Source organism: Streptomyces nigra, from assembly GCF_003074055.1.
Classification (GTDB): domain Bacteria; phylum Actinomycetota; class Actinomycetes; order Streptomycetales; family Streptomycetaceae; genus Streptomyces; species Streptomyces nigra.
Genome location: NZ_CP029043.1, coordinates 3,565,424 through 3,586,652 on the forward strand (window position 1 = coordinate 3,565,424; position 21,229 = coordinate 3,586,652).

A 21,229-nucleotide genomic window follows, 5' to 3' on the forward strand; every position below is an offset into this window, starting at 1 on the left:
ACGTCCCCGACGCGCTGAGAAGCGCCCAGGCGGGCCGATAGCCCTCATCGTCTAGCGGCCTAGGACGCCGCCCTTTCAAGGCGGTAGCACGGGTTCGAATCCCGTTGGGGGCACGCAGTACGGTGTGCGACACTGTTGCACGCATCGCAAGGTCCTGTGGAGCAGTTTGGAGTGCTCGCCACCCTGTCAAGGTGGAGGCCGCGGGTTCAAATCCCGTCAGGACCGCAGTGAAGGTCGCAAGACCCTCACGGCTGGGTAGCTCAGTTGGTACGAGCGATCGCCTGAAAAGCGATAGGTCGCCGGTTCGACCCCGGCCCCAGCCACAGGTGAAGCCCCCGTCGAGTGATCGACGGGGGCTTCGACGTGCCCCGCCGGGACAAAAGCATTCGCCATGGTTTTCGACGGGATGAGATCCTGGAACGCGTATGTCTACGCACCCTGCCCCCGCCCTCGGCGCCCTCGCCCCCCGTCTGACCGAGTTGTCGCTGCGTGACGCGCAGCGCCTCGGCCGGCGGCTGGAGGGCGCGCGCAAGATCCGTAAGCCCGAGGCCCGGGCCGCCGTGCTCGCCGAGATCGAGGCGGAGATCGCCAAGGGCGAGGAGCGAGTCGCCGCCCGCCGCGCGCGCGTGCCCGCGATCGGCTACCCGGAGCAGCTGCCGGTCAGCCAGAAGAAGGACACGATCGCCGCCGCGATCCGCGATCACCAGGTCGTGATCGTCGCCGGTGAGACCGGCTCCGGGAAGACGACGCAGATCCCGAAGATCTGCATGGAGCTGGGCCGGGGCGTCCGGGGCATGATCGGGCACACCCAGCCCCGCCGGATCGCCGCGCGCACGGTCGCCGAGCGGGTGGCGGAGGAGCTGGACACCCCGTTGGGCGAGGCGGTCGGCTGGAAGGTGCGGTTCACCGACCAGGTGAACCCGGAGGCCACCTTCGTCAAGCTGATGACGGACGGCATCCTGCTCGCCGAGATCCAGACGGACCGCGAGCTGCGCGCCTACGACACGATCATCATCGACGAGGCCCACGAGCGGTCCCTCAACATCGACTTCCTGCTGGGGTACCTGGCGCAGCTGCTGCCGAAGCGGCCGGATCTGAAGGTCGTCATCACCTCGGCGACCATCGACCCGGAGCGGTTCTCGCGGCACTTCGGCGACGCCCCGATCGTCGAGGTCAGCGGCCGGACCTATCCGGTGGAGGTGCGCTACCGCCCGCTGCTGGAGGAGGACTCCGAGGACGCCGACCGCGACCAGATCACGGCGATCACGGACGCGGTCGAGGAGCTGATGGGCGAGGGCAACGGCGACATCCTCGTCTTCCTCTCCGGTGAGCGCGAGATCCGGGACACGGCGGACGCGCTGGAGAAGAAGAAGTACCCCCGCGCCGGAGGCGCTGATTGGCAGCGAACCGAGGTGCTGCCGCTGTACGCCCGGCTGTCGCACGCCGAGCAGCACCGGGTGTTCCAGCCGCACACCGGCCGCAGGATCGTTCTGGCGACCAACGTCGCCGAGACGTCGCTGACCGTGCCGGGCATCAAGTACGTCATCGATCCCGGGTTCGCCCGGATCAGCCGGTACAGCCACCGCACCAAGGTGCAGCGGCTGCCGATCGAGCCGATCTCGCAGGCCAGCGCCAACCAGCGCAAGGGCCGCTGCGGCCGTACGTCCGACGGCATCTGCATCCGGCTGTACTCCGAGGACGACTTCCTCGCCCGGCCGGAGTTCACCGACGCGGAGATCCTGCGCACCAACCTCGCCTCCGTCATCCTGCAGATGACCGCGGCCGGTCTCGGCGACATCGAGAAGTTCCCCTTCATCGACCCGCCGGACCACCGCAACATCCGTGACGGTGTGCAGCTCCTGCAGGAGCTGGGCGCGCTGGACCCGGCGCAGAAGGACCCCCGCAAGCGGCTCACCGAGACCGGCCGCAAGCTGGCGCAGCTGCCCGTGGACCCGCGGCTGGCCCGGATGGTCCTGGAGGCCGACCGCAACGGCTGTGTCCGGGAGGTCATGGTCATAGCGGCCGCGCTGTCCATCCAGGACCCGCGCGAGCGTCCGGCGGACAAGCAGGCCCAGGCCGACCAGCAGCACGCCCGGTTCAAGGACGAGACGAGCGATTTCCTCGCCTATCTGAACCTGTGGCGCTACATCCGAGAGCAGCAGCGCGAGCGCGGCTCGTCGTCGTTCCGCCGGATGTGCAAGCAGGAGTATCTGAACTTCCTGCGGATCCGCGAGTGGCAGGACATCTACAGCCAGCTGCGGACCGTGGCGAAGCAGATGGGCATCCATCTCGACGAGAACGACGCGCCCGCCGACCGCATCCATGTCTCGCTCCTCGCCGGTCTGCTGTCGCACATCGGCATGAAGGACGTGAAGGAGTCCAAGGACTCCGGTCCGGGGGCGCGCAAGGAGGGCGGGCGCAACGAGTACCTGGGCGCCCGCAACGCCAAGTTCGCGATCTTCCCGGGGTCGGCGCTCTTCAAGAAGCCGCCGCGCTTCGTGATGTCGGCGGAGCTGGTGGAGACGTCCCGGCTGTGGGCGCGCGTCAACGCGAAGATCGAGCCGGAGTGGGTCGAGCCGCTCGCCGGGCATCTGCTGAAACGGACGTACTCCGAACCGCACTGGGAGAAGGACCAGGCGGCCGTGATGGCGTACGAGAAGGTGACGCTGTACGGCGTCCCGATCGTCGCCCAGCGCAAGGTGAACTACGGCCGGATCGACCCGGAGGTCAGCCGGGAGCTGTTCATCCGCAACGCCCTGGTCGAGGGCGACTGGCGCACGCACCACAAGTTCTTCGCCGACAACCGCCGGCTGCTCAGCGAGGTCGAGGAGCTGGAGCACCGCGCCCGGCGCCGGGACATCGTCGTCGACGACGAGACGCTGTTCGACTTCTACGACCAGAAGATCCCCGAGCACGTCGTGTCGGGGGCGCACTTCGACTCGTGGTGGAAGCGCAAGCGGCAGGAGCAACCCGACTTCCTGGACTTCGAGCGCGAGATGCTCATCCGGGAGTCGGCCGAGGCGGTCACCAAGGCCGACTATCCGGACTCCTGGCGGCAGGGGCAGCTGAAGTTCCGGGTGACCTACCAGTTCGAGCCGGGCGCTGACGCGGACGGTGTGACCGTCCACATCCCGCTCCAGGTGCTGAACCAGGTCACCGCCGAGGGCTTCGACTGGCAGATCCCGGGGCTGCGGGAGGAGTTGGTGACGGAGCTGATCCGTTCCCTGCCGAAGCCGATCCGCCGCAACTACGTGCCGGCGCCGAACTTCGCGAAGCGGTTCCTCGAGGTGGCCGTCCCCGGTCAGGAGCCGCTGACGGTGACGATGGCCCGGGAGCTGAAGCGGATGGTCGGCGTGCCGTTCACCGCGGACGACTTCGACTGGGCGAAGGTCCCCGAGCATCTGCGCGTCACGTTCCGCATCGTCGACGAGCGGCGCCGCAAGCTGGCCGAGGACAAGGACCTGGAGGCGCTGCAGCTGCGTCTGAAGCCGAAGGCGCGCAAGGCGCTCTCCCAGGCCGCCGCGGCGACCGCCTCCCGGCAGGGCGGGGAGTCGCTGGAACGCTCGGGTCTGACGGACTGGACGATCGGCACCCTCACCCGGGTCTTCGAGACCCGGCGGGCCGGTCAGCCGGTGAAGGCCTACCCGGCGCTCGTGGACGACGGCGACACGGTCTCCGTGCGGCTGTTCGACACGGAGGCGGAGCAGCAGCAGGCGATGTGGAAGGGCACCCGCCGCCTCATCCTGCGCAACATCCCGGTGAATCCGGCGAAGTTCGCGTCCGAAAAGCTGACCAACGCTCAGAAGCTCGGTCTGTCGGCGAATCCGCACGGGTCGATCCAGGCGCTGTTCGACGACTGCGCCATGGCGGCGGCGGACCGGCTGATCGCCGACTTCGGCGGCCCGGCCTGGGACGAGGAGTCGTACCGGAAGCTGTACGACAAGGTGCGCGCGGAGATCGTCGACACGACGGTGCGCGCGGTGGGGCAGGTGCAGCAGGTGCTGGCCGCCTGGCAGGCCGCGGAGCGCCGTCTGAAGGGTGTGCGCAGCCCGGCCCTGCTGCCGAACCTCGCGGATGTGCGGGCCCAGCTGGACGCCCTCGTGAAACCCGGCTTCGTGACCGAGGCGGGCCTGCGCCGGCTGCCCGACCTGATGCGCTACCTGATCGCGGTGGACCGCCGGCTGCAGCAGATGCCGACGAACGTCCAGCGCGACACGACACGCATGGAGAAGGTCCACGAGATGCGGGACGAGTACGCCTGGCTGCTGGAGCAGATGCCGCAGGGCCGTCCGGTGCCGCAGGCGGTGCTCGACGTCCGGTGGATGCTGGAGGAGCTGCGGGTCAGCTATTTCGCGCACGCGCTGGGGACGGCGTATCCGATCTCCGACAAGCGGATCGTGAAGGCGATCGACGCGCTGGCGCCGTGACGGACGCTGCACACAGGGTGAGTTCGACCCGGGGCTCACCCTCCTGTACAGTCTCTTCTCGCAGCGCAACGCACGAATGGCGCCGCAAAGCCTGGTCCTGTGGAGCAGTTTGGAGTGCTCGCCACCCTGTCAAGGTGGAGGCCGCGGGTTCAAATCCCGTCAGGACCGCAAGTGAAGGCCCGTCCCCGTCGAGGGGGCGGGCCTTTCGCATGGGCGCGTACAAGTCCGCGCGGCGCGCTTTCGGGCCTCTGGGCCGCCGTGGAGGGCCCAAAGGGGCCCAGGGGGCTTCTGGGGCGACGCCCGCGCCGCGGGCCGTCCACGCCGCCTTGACGGAGTCACATTCGCTCGGTACCCAGAACTCAGGGCCCTTTTCGGCTGGCCCCCGGCGGAGGTGGCGTATGGCGGCATCGACCAGGCACGAGACGCGAGCCCTGCTCCGCGCGCACCTGTCGGCCGCCACCTCCTACCGGCATCTGACCCGGCACTGTCCGATCTGCCACCGGCTGCTGCGGCTGGCCCTCGACAGCGGGCCCGGCGTTGCCGACGCTCCCGGCGCCTCAGGGACGTCCGACACGCCCGGCGCCGCCCGGCCTGCCGCGGACGAGGCGGCCCCGGAGGAGACACCGTCCCCCGCCTGACCACCGCCGTCGTCAACTCGGGCCGCACCAGGGGCTTCTGGAACCCGTCGCTCCCTTTAGCGCACATAGGCCAGAGGCAACAAGCACCCCGGCATGTGACGGGTGTCACCGAATGAGTTTCTGGAAGCCCGGCGCTTACGCCCCGCCTACAACGGGTCAATTTAATATGTGCAATTGCACCAGCTTCAACGATCGCCCCGACCACTCCGAGCGACCGTCCGGGGCCGGCCGCACAGACGATCCGACACCGCTCCCCAGACTTCGACAAGGCCACCCACAGGCTCACGGGGCGGTCCCGCGCGGGCGCACAAAAAAGATCGCGCTGGACCCGGCGGAGTCCAGCGCGATCTACGACGCACCCTTGTTGCGTGCCTGAAGTGCTCTGACGGCTTGGGCGAGGGCTCTGTTGGGGCAGAACCCGCGTCGCTTGGAGCTAGGTCCGGGCGCCGCGGCGAGTTGGGGGAACCGCCGGTTTGCCCGGTTCTGCGAGAGCTCAGGCCTCGCTGCGCTGCTGCGGAATGCCCGCGAGCAGAGCGCGGACCTCAGCCTCGCGGTAACGGCGGTGACCGCCGAGCGTACGGATGGAAGTGAGCTTCCCGGCCTTCGCCCACCGCGTGACCGTCTTGGGGTCGACGCGGAACATCGTGGCGACCTCAGCCGGGGTCAGCAGCGGCTCGGCATCAGGGGTGCGAGCGGTCATGAGCGGCCTCCTCGGGAGAACCGAACCTTCTCGGTTCTTTCCTCTAAATTCTGCACCTTGACCCGCGTTGCCCGAAATGGCGGACGCGAGTCGAGTCGGTTATAGGACGAACGGCTTGTCCTCGGCACTACAACTACACCATCTGTCCAGCCGCGTCGGCCAAACCGATGGAATTGCCCCTCCAGGTGTTCATCAGCGACGGAAGCCGATGGACCATGCCATAGCGGACAGTCACGCCACTGTGACGATCAGTCACAGTGGCGTGCAGGAGTCCCAAGACCCCCCAAAGCGTGCAATGTCGAGATGGAGTCCTCCCCGGACTCCTTGTCCTATTTTGGCACGAGGGGGGTTAGGGACGCAAGAGCCGTGTACGTGCGGTCCATCACGCTTGGACGAATTGGCGGGATCCAGCGACATACGCCCGGATCGCGCCCTACGCCCCATGTTGACGAGACATCAGGTACCCAGAGCGAGCACGAAACCCCAAAACGGGCGGATCGTCAAACGCCAGTTCGTTACAAAGGGGATGCCACCTGGCCCGCGATGGCCTCAGTAGTGTGCTACGTCACACCGGCCCGCGCTGCGGGGGCCGTTCAGTTCGCGGACCGCCGCTCCCGCACCGACCGCCAGCGCTCCACGAGCCGCCCGTACGCCTCCCCGGCCGCCGCGCCGTCTCCCCGCCGCAGCGCCTCGATGCCCTCGGCCACGTCGGCGGCCGAGTGGTCGCCCTCCAGGTCGCCGGCCGGCAGGGCGTGCACCAGGCCGCCGTAGTCCAGTTCCACCAGCGAACGCGGATGGAACTCCTCCAGCCAGCGGCCCACGTCCAGCAGCCCGTCGATGAGCGGACCCTCGTCGATGGTCTCCTTCAGCGTCCGCAGAGCCCGCGCCACCCGGCGCCGGGCCTCCACCATCGGCGTCTGGTACCGCAGCATCGGCGGCACGTCGCCGGAGCCCTTGTCGAAGCGCCGCTCACGGTCCGACACCAGCACGAACCAGTGCAGCGGCACCTGCCAGGTCGACGTGCGGATCCACGGCCGCGCGTCGGGGTTGCGGGCCAGCCAGCGCTCGTAGTCCTGCGCCGCCTGCCGCCGTACGACCTCGGGCAGGACCGCGTCCAGGACCGGCGCCGGCAGCTCGTCGCCCAGCTCCCCGAGCGCCTGCCAGCCGCGCAGCCGGGTCCGCCAGGGGCACACGCACACCACCCCGTCCACCTCCAGCACGAAGGCGTCGCTGCTCTCGTGCACCGGCACGGGCACGGGCGGCGTGGGCAGCAAGTCGGCCAGGGAGCGGCGCAGTTCGTCCTGGTACGAGGGGCGGTCGGGGCGGCGGGCGTACCGGGTCCAGTGGCCGCGTTCCGGCTCGGGGAAGGCGGCCAGGGGCTCGTACACCCGCAGGTACGTCGCGTACGGGACGATCACCGAGGACACCTTGGGCACGCCTGCTCCCTCCCCCTCCGTCCGCCGGGAAAACCTCCGGAACCCGCTCGGCACCGGCCGGGAAGCCGGTGTGGAGCCACCGGGAACCGGCTGGAAACTCGCTGATGAAAGAGCGGGAAATCCATGCAAATCGTCGCACGGCTGTACTCCGGGAGGAGGTGATCCCGAGCACTGCGGGTTCACCGGGTGTCCGGAGGTCTAATCTCATGCTCGAGCACCCGCGGGCTCCCCACTGCCACAAGCGCGGGGGTCCCCCGGGAGCTCAGCTCCGATCGCCGCCCGTACTCAGGAGTCACCACAGTGACCGACGTAACACACGGCGTCCTGCACACCCTGTTCCACTCGGACCAGGGGGGACATGAGCAGGTCGTGCTCTGCCAGGACCGCGCCAGCGGCCTCAAGGCCGTCATCGCCATCCACTCGACCGCTCTGGGCCCCGCCCTCGGCGGTACGCGCTTCTACCCGTACGCGACCGAGGAGGAGGCCGTCGCCGACGCCCTCAACCTCGCGCGCGGGATGTCGTACAAGAACGCCATGGCCGGGCTCGACCACGGCGGCGGCAAGGCCGTGATCATCGGTGATCCGGCGCAGATCAAGACCGAGGAGCTGCTGCTGGCCTACGGCCGGTTCGTGGCCTCCCTCGGCGGCCGCTACGTCACCGCGTGCGACGTCGGCACCTATGTCGCCGACATGGACGTGGTGGCGCGCGAGAACCGCTGGACGACCGGCCGCTCCCCGGAGAACGGCGGCGCGGGCGACTCGTCGGTGCTCACCGCCTTCGGCGTCTACCAGGGCATGCGCGCCTCCGCGCAGCACCGCTGGGGCGACCCGTCGCTGCGGGACCGCACGGTCGGTGTCGCGGGCGTCGGCAAGGTGGGCCACATCCTGGTCGAGCACCTGGTGGCCGAGGGCGCCAAGGTCGTGATCACGGACGTCCGCGAGGACGCCGTCGGCCGGATCGTCGCGGCCCACCTGGACTCGGTGACGGCCGTCGCGGACACCGCGACCCTGATCCGCGTCCAGGGCCTGGACATCTACGCCCCCTGCGCGCTCGGCGGTGCCCTGAACGACGACACCGTGCCGGTACTGACCGCCGGCATCGTCTGCGGCGCGGCCAACAACCAGCTCGCCCATCCGGGTGTCGAGAAGGACCTCGCCGACCGCGGGATCCTCTACGCGCCCGACTACGTGGTGAACGCCGGCGGTGTCATCCAGGTCGCCGACGAGCTGCACGGGTTCGACTTCGGACGCTGCAAGGAGAAGGCGGCGAAGATCTTCGACACCACGCTGGCGATATTCGCTCGTGCGAAGGCGGACGGGATTCCGCCGGCCGCCGCGGCCGACCGGATCGCCGAGCAGCGGATCGCGGAGGCGCGCCGGACCCACTGATCCGGCGCGCCCGGGCAGCCCGTGGTTCGTCGGCACGGCCCGGGCGGTACCCGCCGGTGGACGGTTGGAGAGAACTCTCACTTCTACCGGCGGGTCGACCGCCCATAAGTGGTTAAAATCGCGGTTGACCAGCGAGGACAGGGCACCTCGAAGGTCCTGGGCAGACGCGCGTGCTGCGGGCGACGTACCGTATGGGCGCGGGCTCAGGTACCGTGGAAGCCCTACGGATCGGCCTCTCCATGGAGAGTCCGTTCCGGATCATGAACGCGTGTCAGACTCTGGGGCCGTCGAGCCCCGTCACCGAGGGGGTCGAGCCATGGGGCGCGGCCGGGCCAAGGCCAAGCAGACGAAGGTCGCCCGCCAGCTGAAGTACAACAGCGGTGGGACGGACCTTTCACGTCTGGCCAGTGAACTGGGCGCATCGACTTCGAGCCAGCCGCCGAACGGCGAGCCGTTCGAGGACGATGAGGATGACGAGGACGATCTCTACTCTCGATACGCCGACCTCTATGAGGACGACGACGAGGACGAAGACGACGGTCCCTCTTCTTCACAACACCGTCGCGGCGCTTGACCATGCAGTGAGCACTCACCCGGTCGGTGGCTCTGCCACCGGCCGGGTTCTGTGCTGTCCTCAGGTCCGCACCGCTCAGACCGCGTAGTCGCCGACCAGCTCCGCGCCGGTCGTGTGCTCGCCGCGGTCCGTGATCTCGCCGGCGACCCAGGCGTCGACGCCGCGGTCGGCCAGCGTGGCCAGGGCCGCGTCGGCCGACTCCGACGGCACGATCGCCATCATGCCGACGCCCATGTTCAGCGTCTTCTCCAGCTCCAGTCGCTCGACGCGGCCGGTCCTGCCGACGAGGTCGAAGACGGGTGCCGGGGTCCAGGTGGAGCGGTCGACGATCGCGTGCAGCCCGTCCGGGATCACGCGCGCCAGGTTGGCCGCGAGACCGCCGCCGGTGATGTGGCTGAAGGCGTGCACCTCGGTGGTGCGGGTCAGGGCCAGGCAGTCCAGCGAGTAGATCTTGGTGGGCTCCAGCAGCTCCTCGCCGAGGGTGCGGCCGAACTCCTCGATCCGGGCGTCCAGCGCCAGACCGGCCTGGTTCAGCAGGACGTGCCGCACCAGCGAGTACCCGTTCGAGTGAAGGCCGGAGGCCGCCATGGCGATCACCGCGTCACCCGTACGGATGCGATCCGCGCCGAGCAGCCGGTCGGCCTCCACGACGCCCGTACCGGCGCCGGCGACGTCGAAGTCGTCCTCGCCCAGCAGGCCCGGGTGCTCGGCCGTCTCACCGCCGACCAGGGCACACCCGGCCAGCACACAGCCCTCGGCGATGCCCTTGACGATCGAGGCGACCCGCTCGGGGTGGACCTTGCCGACGCAGATGTAGTCGGTCATGAACAGCGGCTCGGCGCCGCACACCACGATGTCGTCCATGACCATGGCGACCAGGTCGTGGCCGATGGTGTCGTAGACGCCCATCTGGCGCGCGATGTCGACCTTGGTTCCGACGCCGTCCGTGGCGGAGGCGAGCAGGGGACGCTCGTAGCGCTTGAGGGCGGAGGCGTCGAAGAGCCCGGCGAAGCCGCCGAGGCCGCCGAGGACCTCGGGGCGCTGGGCCTTCTTCACCCATTCCTTCATCAGCTCGACCGCGCGGTCGCCCGCCTCGATGTCGACGCCCGCCGCCGCGTAGGAGGCACCGGTGGTGCCCGACTGATCTGACACAGGAGACATTGCCTGGGATCTTTCGGTTGGAAATACGGGGCTTACGGGCGACGGATCGCGTCGGCGGCAGCCGTGGCGGCCGTACCGGCCGCGAGCTCGGTCTCCAGGAGCTGCTTGCCGAGCAGCTCGGGGTCCGGCAGGTCCATCGGGTACTCGCCGTCGAAGCAGGCGCGGCACAGATTCGGCTTGGCGATCGTGGTCGCCTCGATCATGCCGTCGATGGAGATGTACGACAGGGAGTCGGCGCCCAGCGAGGTGCCGATCTCCTCGATCGTCATGCCGTTGGCGATCAGCTCGGCGCGGGTGGCGAAGTCGATGCCGAAGAAGCACGGCCACTTCACGGGCGGCGAGGAGATCCGGATGTGGACCTCGGCGGCGCCCGCCTCGCGGAGCATGCGGACCAGGGCGCGCTGGGTGTTGCCGCGCACGATCGAGTCGTCGACGACGACCAGGCGCTTGCCCTTGATGACTTCCTTGAGCGGGTTCAGCTTCAGGCGGATGCCGAGCTGGCGGATCGTCTGCGAGGGCTGGATGAAGGTCCGGCCGACGTAGGCGTTCTTCACCAGGCCCGCGCCGAACGGGATGCCGCTGGCCTCCGCGTAGCCGATGGCGGCCGGGGTGCCGGACTCCGGGGTCGCTATGACCAGGTCGGCCTCGACCGGGGCCTCCTTCGCCAGCTTGCGGCCCATCTCCACCCGGGAGAGGTACACGTTGCGGCCGGCGATGTCGGTGTCGGGGCGGGCCAGGTACACGTACTCGAAGACACAGCCCTTGGGCTTCGCTTCCGCGAATCGGGAGGTGCGCAGGCCGTTCTCGTCGATGGCGACGAACTCGCCCGGCTCGATCTCGCGGACGTAGCTGGCGCCGACGATGTCGAGCGCCGCGCTCTCGGAGGCGGCGACCCAGCCGCGCTCAAGACGGCCGAGGACCAGCGGGCGGATGCCCTGCGGGTCACGGGCGGCGTAGAGGGTGTGCTCGTCCATGAAGACGAGACTGAAGGCGCCCTGCACCTGCGGAAGGACCTCGTGGGCCGCCTCCTCGATGGTGAGCGGCTTGCCGTCCTCGTCGACCTGCGCCGCGAGCAGCGCGGTCAGCAGGTCGGTGTCGTTGGTCGCCGCGACGCGCGGGGAGCGCCCGCCCTCCTGCTTGGGCAGGTCGGCGACCATCTCGGCGAGCTGGGCGGTGTTGACGAGGTTGCCGTTGTGGCCGAGCGCGATGGAGCCGTGCCCGGTGGCACGGAACGTCGGCTGGGCGTTCTCCCACACGGAGGCGCCGGTGGTCGAGTAGCGGGCGTGTCCGACCGCGATGTGACCCTGGAGCGAACCGAGAGAGGTCTCGTCGAAGACCTGGGACACGAGGCCCATGTCCTTGAAGACGAGGATCTGGGAGCCGTTGCTGACCGCGATTCCCGCGGATTCCTGGCCCCGATGCTGGAGGGCGTAGAGCCCGAAGTACGTGAGCTTTGCGACCTCTTCGCCCGGAGCCCAGACACCGAAGACGCCACACGCGTCCTGGGGGCCTTTCTCGCCGGGGAGCAGATCGTGATTGAGTCGACCGTCACCACGTGGCACGTCCCCGAGTGTAGGCGAGGTCGACCACTGGTCCGAATTGGGGAACTCCCGGGCGGGCGCCGCCGTGACCGATCACTTACTGGCGGTAGCCGTGACGGTCTCGCCGTTTTCGCTGGTCAGCGTGAGGGTGCGGTGGTCGACGCGGTACTTCACCGTGCTGTCGAACAGCCCGAGCAGCTTCTTCTCCGCCGTCATGAGTGAGGTGTCGCACATCATTCGGGTGGTGGACGCCGAGCCCAGCGTGATACTGCCGTCGCGGATCGTCGCGGTGGCCTTCACCCGGTTGCAGCCGAGGCTTCCGCTGACCTCGCCGGCCTTCTCGTCGAACGTGAGATGGGCCTTGCCGTCGGCGTCGGGGCTGGTCACGGTCCACTTGGTGCCCTTGAGCGGGGCCGCCTCCTGCTTGCTGAGCGTCACGCGGTCGCCGTCCTTCGTGGTGAGGGTGAGCCTGTCGCCGTCCGCCTCGGCGGTCAGGTCGCCGTCGGCGAGGGTGCGGGCGAGGGTCTGCTCGAAGTCCGCGGGGACGCCGTCGCAGGCCATCTCCGTCGACTGGACCTGCTCGAAGGCGACGTGGCCGTCGGCGAAGTCGGCCCGGGCGCCGAAGTGGTTGCAGCCGAGGTTGCCCTCGACCTTCCCGTCGCCCGAGACCCGCAGCCAGGCGGTGTCCGGGGCGGCGTCCTTCTTCCCGTCCGTCGTGACCTGGTCGACGCCCCAGCGGGCGTCGGACAGGGACGCCCGCGCCCCGGCCCCGACCGAGTCGCTGCCCGCGTCCTCGCTGCCGCAGGCGGCGGCGAAGGGCAGGAGGGTCAGGGCGGCGAGGAGGGCCAGTCGCCGCCTGTTCGTACGGGGTGTGCCGAGAGTGTCCATGCCGGTGGGACGGGAGGGACGAGGGACCGGTTCCGCCCCTTCGTTTGCGGCCGGCGCTCCTGGCTGGGCAGAGTCGGACGCCGTCCGTGGCGCGACCCGAAGGAGACCCGCTCATGACACTCGACCCGCACCGCCGTCTGGCCCTTCTCGGGGGCGGGTTCTCCACCGACGACGACGGGGTGCTGGACGACTGGCTGCTCGGGCTGGTGGACGCGGCCCGGCCGAGGGTCTGCTTCGTGCCGACGGCGAGCGGCGATGCACCGGGCTACATCGAGCGCTTCCTCGCGGCGTTCGCCGACCGTCCGGTGGAAGCCGAGGTCCTGCCCCTGTTCCGGCGCACCCTCGACGACGAGGCCCTGCGGACCTTCCTGCTGAGCCAGGAGATCGTGTACGTCGGCGGCGGCAACACCGCGAACCTGCTGGCCGTCTGGCGTGCGCACGGCGTGGACCTGCTGCTGCGCGAGGCGTACGACCGGGGTGTGCTGCTGTGCGGCATCAGCGCCGGGGCCAACTGCTGGGCCGAGGGCTCGCACACCGACTCCTTCGGCCCGCTGACCCACCTCGCCGACGGGCTGGGCCTGCTGCCCGGCTCGGTCTGCCCGCACTACGACGGTGAGCCGGGACGCCGGCCGTCCTACCGGGCGGCGGTGGCGGACGGGGCGCTGCCGCCGGGCTGGGCGGTGGAGGACGGCGTAGGCGCGCTCTTCACCGAGGGCCGGCTGACGGAGGCGGTGACGCGGGCGCCCGGGGCGGGGCTGTACCGGGTCGAGCCGGACGGGGAGGGCGGGGCCACCGAGCGGGCCGTGCCCTGCCGCCCCCTCCGCCGCGAAGGGCTCAGCCCATGAGCGGCAGCAGTCCGCTCAGGTCGGCGCGCTCGCCGCTCGCGCTGACCTTGGCCTCCGCGAGGGCGTCCTGCCAGGTCAGACGACCGGTGGCGAGCCGGATCCAGGTCAGCGGGTCGGTCTCGACGACGTTGGGCGGGGTGCCCCGGGTGTGCCGCGGGCCCTCCACGCACTGCACGACGGCGTAGGGCGGGACGCGGACCTCGGTCGAACCGCCGGGCGCCTTCGCCGCGAGCGCGTCGGCGAGCAGCCGGGTGCAGGCGGCGAGCGCCTGCCGCTCGTACGGGATGTCCAGGCCGGGGACGGCGGCGTTCAGGTCGTCGGTGTGGACGACGAGTTCGACGGTACGGGTGACCAGGTGGTCGGCGAGGGACAGGACGCCGGTGCGGGTGTCGAGGAACCGGTCGCCGGGCGCGGTGGCCAGGCGCTCGGTGAGGCGTTCCTCGGTACGGGCGTACAGCGCGTCGAGGTCGGGGTGGGCGGCGGCGAGTTCGCGGGTGTCGTCGGCGATGTCCCCGGCGCGGGCGGCGGTGGCCGAGGGCCAGTCCAGGAGGGTGAGTCCGGCCTTGCGCGGCTCGTCCCGGTCGAGGTTCCGGCTGACGGTCTCCAGGGCCATGGTCACGTGGGCGGCCAGGTCCCGTACGGTCCAGGCGTCCAGGCGGGTCGGCAGGGCGAGCTGCTCGGCGGTGAGCCCGCGGACGGCCTGCCGGACGTGCCCGAACTGGGCGAGCACGGCGGTGCGGATCTTGACGGGGTCGTAGGTGCGCGCGCGCTTCTTGGCCGGGGGCATGAGGAGCAGCCTATTGCGGGAGATCGCGGACCGGATCGGCGTTCGACAACTCGTGCGGGTGATCGACTGCGGAAGACATCCCGCGTCGGCTGCCCCGGACGACACTGGTCCGCCCAGGAGGAGGTGCAACATGACGGTTATGGCCGAGCGCACGTCTCAGATGTCGGTGGAGGAGTTCGAAACGATCGCCGCCGCCGCTCCCGAGACCGTCACGTTGGAGTTCGTCGACGAACGGATCGGGGTCAAAGCGGCGACGGACGGGGACCACGGCACCATCGTGTCCTGGCTGGCCCGGCGGTGTATGCAGACCAGGCCCTCCCGGTACGCCTCGACCCGGAGTCCCTGACCCTGATACAGGTCCAGGTCGTCGCCGGGCACGGCGAGTGGGCCGACCCCAGCGGAACCCTCATGGTCGTGGAGGTCACCTCGTACGACTCGGACACGGACCGACGGGACCGGCACGAGAAACCGGCCGCCTACGGCCAGTCCGGCATCCCGCTGTATCTCCTGATCGACCGGGACAGTTGCACGGTCACACTGCACAGCTCCCCTGACCGGCGAGTCGGGGGCTACAGCGAAGTTCACGTCGCCAAGTTCGGCGACAAAGTGCTCCTCCCCGACCCCGTCGGCATCGAGCTCGACACGGAGATCCTCAAGAACTACGTGCGGTGAGACGAGAAGGTCCCGTCCGTGGGCCGGACGGGACCTTCCTGTTGTACCCCCCGGCTACGCCAGCAGGGCCGGGATCGTGGCCTCGTGCGTCTCGCGCAGAGTGGTCAGGGGGAGGGAGAACTCGCCCTGGACCTCGACCGCGTCGCCGTCCACGACACCGATGCGGGTGGCGGGCAGGCCGCGGGCGCCGCACATGTCGTTGAAGCGGAGCTCCTCCGAGCGGGGCACGGCGACGACCGCGCGGCCCGCCGACTCCGAGAAGAGGAACGTGAAGGCGTCCAGACCGTCCGGGACGATCAGGCGGGCGCCCTTGCCGCCGAGCAGCGCCGACTCGACGACCGCCTGGATCAGACCGCCGTCGGACAGGTCGTGCGCGGAGTCGATCATGCCGTCGCGGGAGGCGGAGATCAGGATCTCGGCCAGCAGCCGCTCACGCTCCAGGTCGACCTTCGGGGGCAGTCCGCCGAGGTGGTCGTGGACGACCTGCGACCAGGCCGAGCCGCCGAACTCCTCGTGGGTGTCGCCGAGCAGGTAGAGGAGCTGGCCCTCCTCCTGGAAGGCGACCGGGGTGCGCCGGGCCACGTCGTCGATCACGCCGAGGACGGCGACGACCGGCGTCGGGTGGATGGCGGCCTCGCCCGTCTGGTTGTAGAGCGAGACGTTGCCGCCGGTCACCGGGGTGCCGAGCTGCTGGCAGGCGTCGGCGAGACCGCGGATGGCCTCCGCGAACTGCCACATGACGGCCGGGTCCTCGGGCGAGCCGAAGTTCAGGCAGTCGGAGACGGCGAGCGGCTTGGCGCCGGTGGTGGCGACGTTGCGGTACGCCTCGGCGAGGGCCAGCTGGGCGCCGTGGTACGGGTCCAGCTTGGCGTACCGGCCGTTGCCGTCGGTCGCGATGGCGACGCCGAGGCCGGTCTCCTCGTCGATGCGGATCATGCCGGAGTCCTCGGGCTGGGCGAGGACGGTGTTGCCCTGCACGAAGTGGTCGTACTGCGAGGTGATCCACTTCTTGCTGGCCTGGTTCGGGGAGCCGACCAGCTTCAGGACCTGGTCCTTCAGCTCGTCCGACGTCGCCGGCCGGGGCAGCTTGTTCGCGTCGTCGGCCTGGAGGGCGTCCTGCCAGGACGGACGGGCGTAGGGGCGCTCGTAGACCGGGCCCTCGTGCGCGACGGTGCGCGGGTCGACGTCGACGATCTTGCCGCCGTGCCAGTAGATCTCCAGGCGGTCGCCGTCGGTGACCTCACCGATGACGGTGGCGATGACGTCCCACTTGTCGCAGATCTCGAGGAAGCGCTCGACCTTGCCGGGCTCCACGACCGCGCACATGCGTTCCTGCGACTCGCTCATGAGGATTTCCTCGGGCGAGAGGGTCGAGTCGCGCAGCGGCACGTCGTCCAGGGTGACGCGCATACCGCCGGATCCGTTCGACGCCAGCTCGCTGGTCGCGCAGGACAGGCCGGCCGCGCCCAGGTCCTGGATGCCGACGACCAGCTTCTCGGCGAACGCCTCCAGGGTGCACTCGATGAGGAGCTTCTCCTGGAAGGGGTCGCCGACCTGGACCGCCGGGCGCTTCGACGGCTTGGCGTCGTCGAAGGTCTCGGAGGCGAGGATGGAGGCGCCGCCGATGCCGTCGCCGCCGGTCCGGGCCCCGTACAGGATGACCTTGTTGCCGGCGCCGGACGCCTTGGCGAGGTGGATGTCCTCGTGCCGCATCACGCCGATGGCACCGGCGTTGACCAGCGGGTTGCCCTGGTAGCAGGCGTCGAAGACGACCTCGCCGCCGATGTTGGGCAGGCCCAGGCAGTTGCCGTAGCCGCCGATGCCGGCGACGACGCCGGGCAGGACGCGCTTGGTGTCGGGGTGGTCGGCCGCGCCGAAGCGCAGCGGGTCCACGACCGCGACCGGGCGCGCGCCCATCGCGATGATGTCGCGCACGATGCCGCCGACGCCGGTGGCCGCGCCCTGGTAGGGCTCGACGTACGACGGGTGGTTGTGCGACTCGACCTTGAAGGTGACCGCGTAGCCCTGGCCGACGTCGACGACACCGGCGTTCTCGCCGATGCCGACGAGCAGGGCGTCGGACTCGGGGGCCTTCTCGCCGAACTGGCGCAGGTGCACCTTGGAGGACTTGTACGAGCAGTGCTCGGACCACATGACGGAGTACATGGCCAGCTCCGCGCCGGTGGGGCGGCGGCCCAGGATCTCGACGATCCGCTCGTACTCGTCCTTCTTCAGGCCCAGTTCGGCCCAGGGCAGCTCGACGTCGGGGGTCGCGGCCGCGTGCTCGACCGTGTCCAGAGGCGTCCGGCTCATGCGTTGACCAGCTTCTTGAGGATCGAGGTGAAGAACGGGAGGCCGTCGGTGCGGCCGCTGCCGATGAGCGGCTCCACGGCGTGCTCCGGGTGCGGCATCAGGCCCACGACGTTGCCCGCCTCGTTGGTGATGCCGGCGATGTCGTTGAGCGAGCCGTTGGGGTTGAAGTCGAGGTACCGGAAGGCGACACGGCCCTCGGCCTCCAGCTTGTCCAGCGTGTACTGGTCGGCCACATAGCGGCCGTCCATGTTCTTCAGCGGGATGTGGATCTCCTGGCCGGCCGTGTAGTCGGTCGTCCAGGCCGTCCCGGCGTTCTCCACGCGCAGCTTCTGGTCACGGCAGATGAAGTGCAGATGGTCGTTGCCGAGCATGCCGCCGGGCAGCAGATGGGCCTCGGTGAGGATCTGGAAGCCGTTGCAGATGCCGAGGACCGGAAGTCCGGCCTTCGCCTGCTCGATGACGGTGTCCATCACCGGCGAGAAGCGGGCGATGGCTCCGGCGCGCAGATAGTCGCCGTAGGAGAAACCACCGCACAGCACCACGGCGTCGACCTGCTTGAGGTCTTTGTCCTTGTGCCACAGGGCGACCGGTTCGGCGCCCGCGAGGCGGATCGCGCGCTGTGTGTCCCGGTCGTCGAGAGAACCCGGGAAAGTGACGACGCCAATACGAGCGGTCACTTGGCCGCCTCCGCGACTTCCTCGACGCGGACGGTGAAGTCCTCGATCACGGTGTTGGCGAGGAAGGATTCCGCAAGATCGTGGATGCGGGCGAGCGCGGCATCGTCGACCGGTCCGTCAACTTCCAGTTCGAAACGCTTTCCCTGACGTACGTCGGAGATGCCTTCGAAACCCAGTCGCGGCAGTGCGCGCTGCACCGCCTGGCCCTGGGGGTCGAGGATCTCCGGCTTGAGCATGACGTCGACTACGACGCGTGCCACGTGCACTCCCGGTGGTGTGGTGCTGAGCAGGTTCCTGCAAGGTGCTTTCAGACTACCCGCACAAAATTTCTACGCGCGTCGACTTGTAGGAAGCTACGTGACCGCAGTCACGACGGGCACCCGCCGGGCCGGCCGGTGAAAAGTTCCGGAAAAGATCCCGGATCGACACCCGATGCCTATTGCGCCCGACCCTCTCCCCCGACCACCCTTCCTTCGAAGTCGCTCCGCTCCTTCTTGCTTTTGGACACGCGGAAGGATTTAGTCGAGCTTCACATTGCATTGTCGGGCACGGTACAAATGAATTGTCAGCGTGCCGTACGAAGGGACCGATATTCGTGGCGCAGAAGGTCGTGGTCACTCTCTTTGACGACATCGACGGCTCAGAAGCGGCGGAAACGATCGCCTTCGGACTCGACGGCAAGTCGTACGAGATCGACCTGAATGAAGCCAATGCCAAGAAACTGCGCAAGGCGCTCGCGCCCTACGTGGAGGCCGGCCGCAAGCGGTCGAGGTCGGGCAAGGCGTACAGGCAGACGGAGGTCGCCCCCGACCCCGCGGCCGTACGCGCCTGGGCCCAGGCCAACAAGATGGAGGTGCCGGCCCGCGGCCGTATCCCCAAGAAGGTCTACGAGGCGTTCGCCTCGGCGCAGTGAGCCGGTCCGCGGGACGGGTCCCCAGGGCCCGCCGGCGGACCCTCGGGGCGGTGCGGGCGGGCCGGTGCGACAACCGACTTGCGCTACCCCCCTGCTGATCAGCTAATGTCTGGAGCACGCCAGCGGGCGGGGCCGAAAAAGTCCAGCTCGCCGAGCATGCGGGTGTAGTTCAGTAGTAGAACATCCCCCTTCCAGGGGGAAGGCGCAGTGTGCAATTCCTGTCACCCGCTCTGCACCGCCGTACCGACCATCCTTGTGGATCAGGTAGGCTGGTGCCCGCGCCGATCGGTGAGAGCCGGTCGGAGGCAATGCGGACGTAGCTCAGTTGGTAGAGCGCAACCTTGCCAAGGTTGAGGTCGCGAGTTCGAGCCTCGTCGTCCGCTCTTGATGAAGACCCCGGTCCGGTGGACCGGGGTTTCTTCGTATGCGCGTGTTTCCGCACGTCCTTCTGACATTTGTCATGCCGATCGGTGACAGCGCGCACTGCTGCCTGGTCTCCGGGGCGGAGACGCTGATGTCATGAACATCAAAGAACACGAGCACGTGATCGAGGTCACCGACCTCCGGCGTGTCTACGGGGGCGGGTTCGAGGCGGTGCGCGGGGTCTCGTTCTCCGTGCGGCGCGGAGAGGTCTTCGCCCTGCTCGGCACCAACGGCGCCGGAAAGACGTCGACCGTGGAACTCCTCGAAGGGCTGGCCGAGCCCGCCGGGGGCCGGGTGCGGGTGCTGGGGCACGACCCCTTCGCCGAGCGGGCCGCCGTACGGCCGCGCACCGGCGTGATGCTGCAGGAGGGCGGCTTCCCGTCCGAGCTGACCGTCGCCGAGACCGCGCGGATGTGGGCGGGGTGTGTGAGCGGGGCCCGCTCGCCGCTGGAGGTGCTCGGCCTCGTCGGGCTGGCCGGGAAGACCCGCGTACGGGTCAAGCAGCTGTCCGGCGGGGAGCGGCGGCGCCTCGACCTGGCGCTCGCCCTGCTCGGGGATCCCGAGGTGCTCTTCCTCGACGAACCGACGACCGGGCTCGACGCCGAAGGACGCCGGGACACCTGGGAGTTGGTGCGGGCGCTGCGCGACAACGGCACCACCGTGGTGCTGACCACGCACTACCTGGAGGAGGCGGAGGACCTCGCCGACCGGCTCGCGATCCTGCACGAGGGGCGGATCGCAGCGGCCGGGACGCCCGCCGAGGTGACCGCGGCCCAGCCCTCACGGATCACCTTCGAACTGCCCGACGGCTACTTCCTCGGCGACCTGCCGCCGCTCGGCGAGCTGGGCGTGAGCGGACACGAGGTCGAGGGGCGGTCCGTACGGCTGCGCACCCACCGGCTGCAGTGGGCGGCGACCCGGCTGCTGATGTGGGCCGAGCAGGCCGGGGTGGAGCTGCGGCGGCTGGACGTGCGATCGGCGTCGCTGGAGGAGGCGTTCCTCGGCATCGCGCGGGAGGCGGCGGGGACCGCCGGGACGAAGGAGTACGCGGCATGAGCACGGCGACCACCACCCCGATGGGGCGTATGACGTCGTTGGCCCGGGCCGAGCTGACCCTGCTCGGACGCAGCAGGGGCACCCTCTTCGCGGCGCTGTTCGTGCCGCTGATCCTGCCGCTGAGCGCACGCGAGGCGGCGAAGCAGATGGACCTGGCGGAGGCGGGTCTCACCCTCGGCACGGTGATCCTGCCCGCCTCCATCGGCTTCTCACTGCTCTACGCGGTGTACGCGACGCTCGTCAGCGTCTACACCGCCCGGCGCGAGGAACTCGTCCTCAAGCGGCTGCGCACCGGCGAGCCGCGCGACACCGAGATCCTCGCCGGGGCCGCGCTGCCGGCCGTGGCCACCGGCCTCGCGCAGAGTGTGGTGCTGGCGATCGGCTGCACCGTCCTGCTCGATGTGGGCGCGCCCCGCGCTCCCCATCTCGCCGTGCTGGGCCTGCTGTCGGGGTTCGTGCTGTGCGCGACGCTCGCCGCGGTGACCTCCTCCTTCACCCGCAGCGTGGAGAGTGCGCAGGTCACGACGTTGCCCGTGGTGTTCCTCTCCATGATCTTCTCCGGGATGCTGGTGCCCCTGGAGGTCCTGCCCGACCGGGTGGCGTCGGCGTGCGAACTGCTGCCGCTGACCCCGGTGATCACCCTGATACGCGGTGGCTGGACCGGTGACCTGTCGGCGTCCGAGACGCTGGGCGCGGTCCTCGTCGCGCTGGTCTGGACGGTCGGGGCCGTGTTTGCTGTACGGCGACGGTTCCGCTGGGAACCTCGGCGTTGACCTAGGAGAGCGGCGG

At 69.8% G+C, this 21,229-nt stretch carries 17 protein-coding genes, 6 tRNA genes and 1 pseudogene; 15 read left to right on the top strand and 9 right to left on the bottom strand.

Going from position 1 to position 21,229, the window contains the following annotated elements; translation table 11 throughout:
- Nucleotides 1–40: 40 nt before the first annotated feature.
- From DC008_RS16395 to DC008_RS16420, 6 genes are all read left to right on the top strand, one after another.
- Nucleotides 41–113, top strand: a tRNA-Glu gene (locus DC008_RS16395).
- Nucleotides 114–150: 37 nt separating this feature from the next.
- Nucleotides 151–225, top strand: a tRNA-Asp gene (locus tag DC008_RS16400).
- Between the two features lie 24 nt (nt 226–249).
- Nucleotides 250–323, top strand: a tRNA-Phe gene (locus DC008_RS16405).
- 102 nt (nt 324–425) lie between these two features.
- On the top strand, nt 426–4,427 hold the full coding sequence (gene hrpA / locus DC008_RS16410; RefSeq protein ID WP_108707626.1) for an ATP-dependent RNA helicase HrpA: 4,002 nt from the start codon (nt 426–428) through the stop codon (nt 4,425–4,427).
- 93 nt (nt 4,428–4,520) lie between these two features.
- A tRNA-Asp gene (locus DC008_RS16415) sits at nt 4,521–4,595 on the top strand.
- A gap of 230 nt (nt 4,596–4,825) precedes the next feature.
- Nucleotides 4,826–5,065 carry a DUF6274 family protein gene (locus DC008_RS16420; protein ID WP_108707627.1) on the top strand — a complete coding sequence of 80 codons (240 nt, stop codon included), beginning with the start codon at nt 4,826–4,828 and terminating at the stop codon, nt 5,063–5,065.
- A gap of 493 nt (nt 5,066–5,558) precedes the next feature.
- Here the strand turns inward: DC008_RS16420 and bldC are convergent, their stop codons facing one another.
- Complete coding sequence (gene bldC / locus DC008_RS16425; RefSeq protein WP_003949541.1) at nt 5,559–5,765, bottom strand: developmental transcriptional regulator BldC; 207 nt, start codon at nt 5,763–5,765, stop codon at nt 5,559–5,561.
- 593 nt (nt 5,766–6,358) lie between these two features.
- Nucleotides 6,359–7,201, bottom strand: coding sequence for a DUF8083 family protein (locus DC008_RS16430; protein WP_108707628.1), 843 nt, complete (start codon nt 7,199–7,201; stop codon nt 6,359–6,361).
- 300 nt (nt 7,202–7,501) lie between these two features.
- Between DC008_RS16430 and DC008_RS16435 the strand changes: the two genes are divergently transcribed.
- The gene (locus DC008_RS16435; RefSeq protein WP_108707629.1) at nt 7,502–8,590 is read left to right on the top strand and encodes a Leu/Phe/Val dehydrogenase; all 1,089 of its coding nucleotides are present in this window, start codon (nt 7,502–7,504) and stop codon (nt 8,588–8,590) included.
- Nucleotides 8,591–8,906: 316 nt separating this feature from the next.
- Entirely contained in the window at nt 8,907–9,164 is a 258-nt protein-coding gene (locus DC008_RS16440; protein WP_055624925.1) for a DUF3073 domain-containing protein, read from the top strand.
- A 75-nt stretch (nt 9,165–9,239) separates the two neighbouring features.
- On the opposite strand, the gene purM is transcribed toward DC008_RS16440, so the two are convergent.
- From purM to DC008_RS16455, 3 genes are all read right to left on the bottom strand, one after another.
- On the bottom strand, nt 9,240–10,325 hold the full coding sequence (gene purM, locus DC008_RS16445; protein ID WP_055624924.1) for a phosphoribosylformylglycinamidine cyclo-ligase: 1,086 nt from the start codon (nt 10,323–10,325) through the stop codon (nt 9,240–9,242).
- A 32-nt stretch (nt 10,326–10,357) separates the two neighbouring features.
- A complete protein-coding gene (purF, locus tag DC008_RS16450; protein ID WP_055624923.1) occupies nt 10,358–11,887 on the bottom strand; it encodes an amidophosphoribosyltransferase in 1,530 nt (509 codons plus the stop codon).
- Between the two features lie 72 nt (nt 11,888–11,959).
- Nucleotides 11,960–12,754: an META domain-containing protein gene (locus tag DC008_RS16455; RefSeq protein WP_108707630.1), complete on the bottom strand. Its 795-nt coding sequence runs from the start codon at nt 12,752–12,754 to the stop codon at nt 11,960–11,962.
- A 113-nt stretch (nt 12,755–12,867) separates the two neighbouring features.
- On the opposite strand from DC008_RS16455, the gene DC008_RS16460 reads away from it, so the two are divergent.
- Complete coding sequence (locus DC008_RS16460; RefSeq protein WP_108707631.1) at nt 12,868–13,599, top strand: Type 1 glutamine amidotransferase-like domain-containing protein; 732 nt, start codon at nt 12,868–12,870, stop codon at nt 13,597–13,599.
- On the opposite strand, the gene DC008_RS16465 is transcribed toward DC008_RS16460, so the two are convergent.
- Nucleotides 13,589–14,386, bottom strand: coding sequence for a maleylpyruvate isomerase family mycothiol-dependent enzyme (locus tag DC008_RS16465; protein ID WP_108707632.1), 798 nt, complete (start codon nt 14,384–14,386; stop codon nt 13,589–13,591). The genes DC008_RS16460 and DC008_RS16465 overlap by 11 nt on opposite strands.
- Nucleotides 14,387–14,516: 130 nt before the next feature.
- Between DC008_RS16465 and DC008_RS16470 the strand changes: the two are divergent.
- Nucleotides 14,517–15,058, top strand: a pseudogene (locus DC008_RS16470) (Uma2 family endonuclease).
- A 54-nt stretch (nt 15,059–15,112) separates the two neighbouring features.
- Here DC008_RS16470 and purL read toward each other — a convergent pair.
- From purL to purS, 3 genes are read right to left on the bottom strand one after another with little or no spacing between them, the layout of a single operon-like run.
- Nucleotides 15,113–17,371: a phosphoribosylformylglycinamidine synthase subunit PurL gene (purL, locus tag DC008_RS16475; protein ID WP_108707633.1), complete on the bottom strand. Its 2,259-nt coding sequence runs from the start codon at nt 17,369–17,371 to the stop codon at nt 15,113–15,115.
- On the bottom strand, nt 17,368–18,048 hold the full coding sequence (gene purQ / locus DC008_RS16480) for a phosphoribosylformylglycinamidine synthase subunit PurQ (RefSeq protein ID WP_055624917.1): 681 nt from the start codon (nt 18,046–18,048) through the stop codon (nt 17,368–17,370). Before purQ ends, purL begins: the two co-directional genes overlap by 4 nt.
- Nucleotides 18,045–18,308 (bottom strand): phosphoribosylformylglycinamidine synthase subunit PurS, encoded by a 264-nt coding sequence (gene purS, locus DC008_RS16485; protein ID WP_055624957.1) that lies wholly within the window; start codon nt 18,306–18,308, stop codon nt 18,045–18,047. The genes purQ and purS overlap by 4 nt, the downstream gene beginning before the upstream one ends.
- 335 nt (nt 18,309–18,643) lie before the next feature.
- Here purS and DC008_RS16490 point away from each other — a divergent pair, with 335 nt between their 5' ends.
- The 5 genes from DC008_RS16490 to DC008_RS16510 all read left to right on the top strand — a co-directional run bounded on the left by DC008_RS16490 (nt 18,644) and on the right by DC008_RS16510 (nt 21,213).
- The gene (locus DC008_RS16490; RefSeq protein WP_108707634.1) at nt 18,644–18,961 is read left to right on the top strand and encodes a histone-like nucleoid-structuring protein Lsr2; all 318 of its coding nucleotides are present in this window, start codon (nt 18,644–18,646) and stop codon (nt 18,959–18,961) included.
- Between the two features lie 158 nt (nt 18,962–19,119).
- Nucleotides 19,120–19,191, top strand: a tRNA-Gly gene (locus DC008_RS16495).
- 80 nt (nt 19,192–19,271) lie between these two features.
- A tRNA-Gly gene (locus DC008_RS16500) sits at nt 19,272–19,344 on the top strand.
- Nucleotides 19,345–19,480: 136 nt separating this feature from the next.
- On the top strand, nt 19,481–20,440 hold the full coding sequence (locus tag DC008_RS16505) for an ABC transporter ATP-binding protein (protein WP_108707635.1): 960 nt from the start codon (nt 19,481–19,483) through the stop codon (nt 20,438–20,440).
- Complete coding sequence (locus tag DC008_RS16510; protein ID WP_108707636.1) at nt 20,437–21,213, top strand: ABC transporter permease; 777 nt, start codon at nt 20,437–20,439, stop codon at nt 21,211–21,213. Before DC008_RS16505 ends, DC008_RS16510 begins: the two co-directional genes overlap by 4 nt.
- Nucleotides 21,214–21,229 lie beyond the last annotated feature (16 nt).

Excerpts from the sequence above, each read along its gene's own strand:
- DC008_RS16505 (WP_108707635.1), top strand. The coding sequence starts at position 19,481 with ATGAACATCAAAGAACACGAGCACGTGATCGAGGTCACCGACCTCCGG.
- purM (WP_055624924.1), bottom strand. The coding sequence starts at position 10,325 with ATGTCTCCTGTGTCAGATCAGTCGGGCACCACCGGTGCCTCCTACGCG.
- DC008_RS16455 (WP_108707630.1), bottom strand. The coding sequence starts at position 12,754 with ATGGACACTCTCGGCACACCCCGTACGAACAGGCGGCGACTGGCCCTC.
- bldC (WP_003949541.1), bottom strand. The coding sequence starts at position 5,765 with ATGACCGCTCGCACCCCTGATGCCGAGCCGCTGCTGACCCCGGCTGAG.
- DC008_RS16465 (WP_108707632.1), bottom strand. The coding sequence starts at position 14,386 with ATGCCCCCGGCCAAGAAGCGCGCGCGCACCTACGACCCCGTCAAGATC.
- DC008_RS16440 (WP_055624925.1), top strand. The coding sequence starts at position 8,907 with ATGGGGCGCGGCCGGGCCAAGGCCAAGCAGACGAAGGTCGCCCGCCAG.
- hrpA (WP_108707626.1), top strand. The coding sequence starts at position 426 with ATGTCTACGCACCCTGCCCCCGCCCTCGGCGCCCTCGCCCCCCGTCTG.
- DC008_RS16420 (WP_108707627.1), top strand. The coding sequence starts at position 4,826 with ATGGCGGCATCGACCAGGCACGAGACGCGAGCCCTGCTCCGCGCGCAC.
- DC008_RS16510 (WP_108707636.1), top strand. The coding sequence starts at position 20,437 with ATGAGCACGGCGACCACCACCCCGATGGGGCGTATGACGTCGTTGGCC.
- purL (WP_108707633.1), bottom strand. The coding sequence starts at position 17,371 with ATGAGCCGGACGCCTCTGGACACGGTCGAGCACGCGGCCGCGACCCCC.
- DC008_RS16460 (WP_108707631.1), top strand. The coding sequence starts at position 12,868 with ATGACACTCGACCCGCACCGCCGTCTGGCCCTTCTCGGGGGCGGGTTC.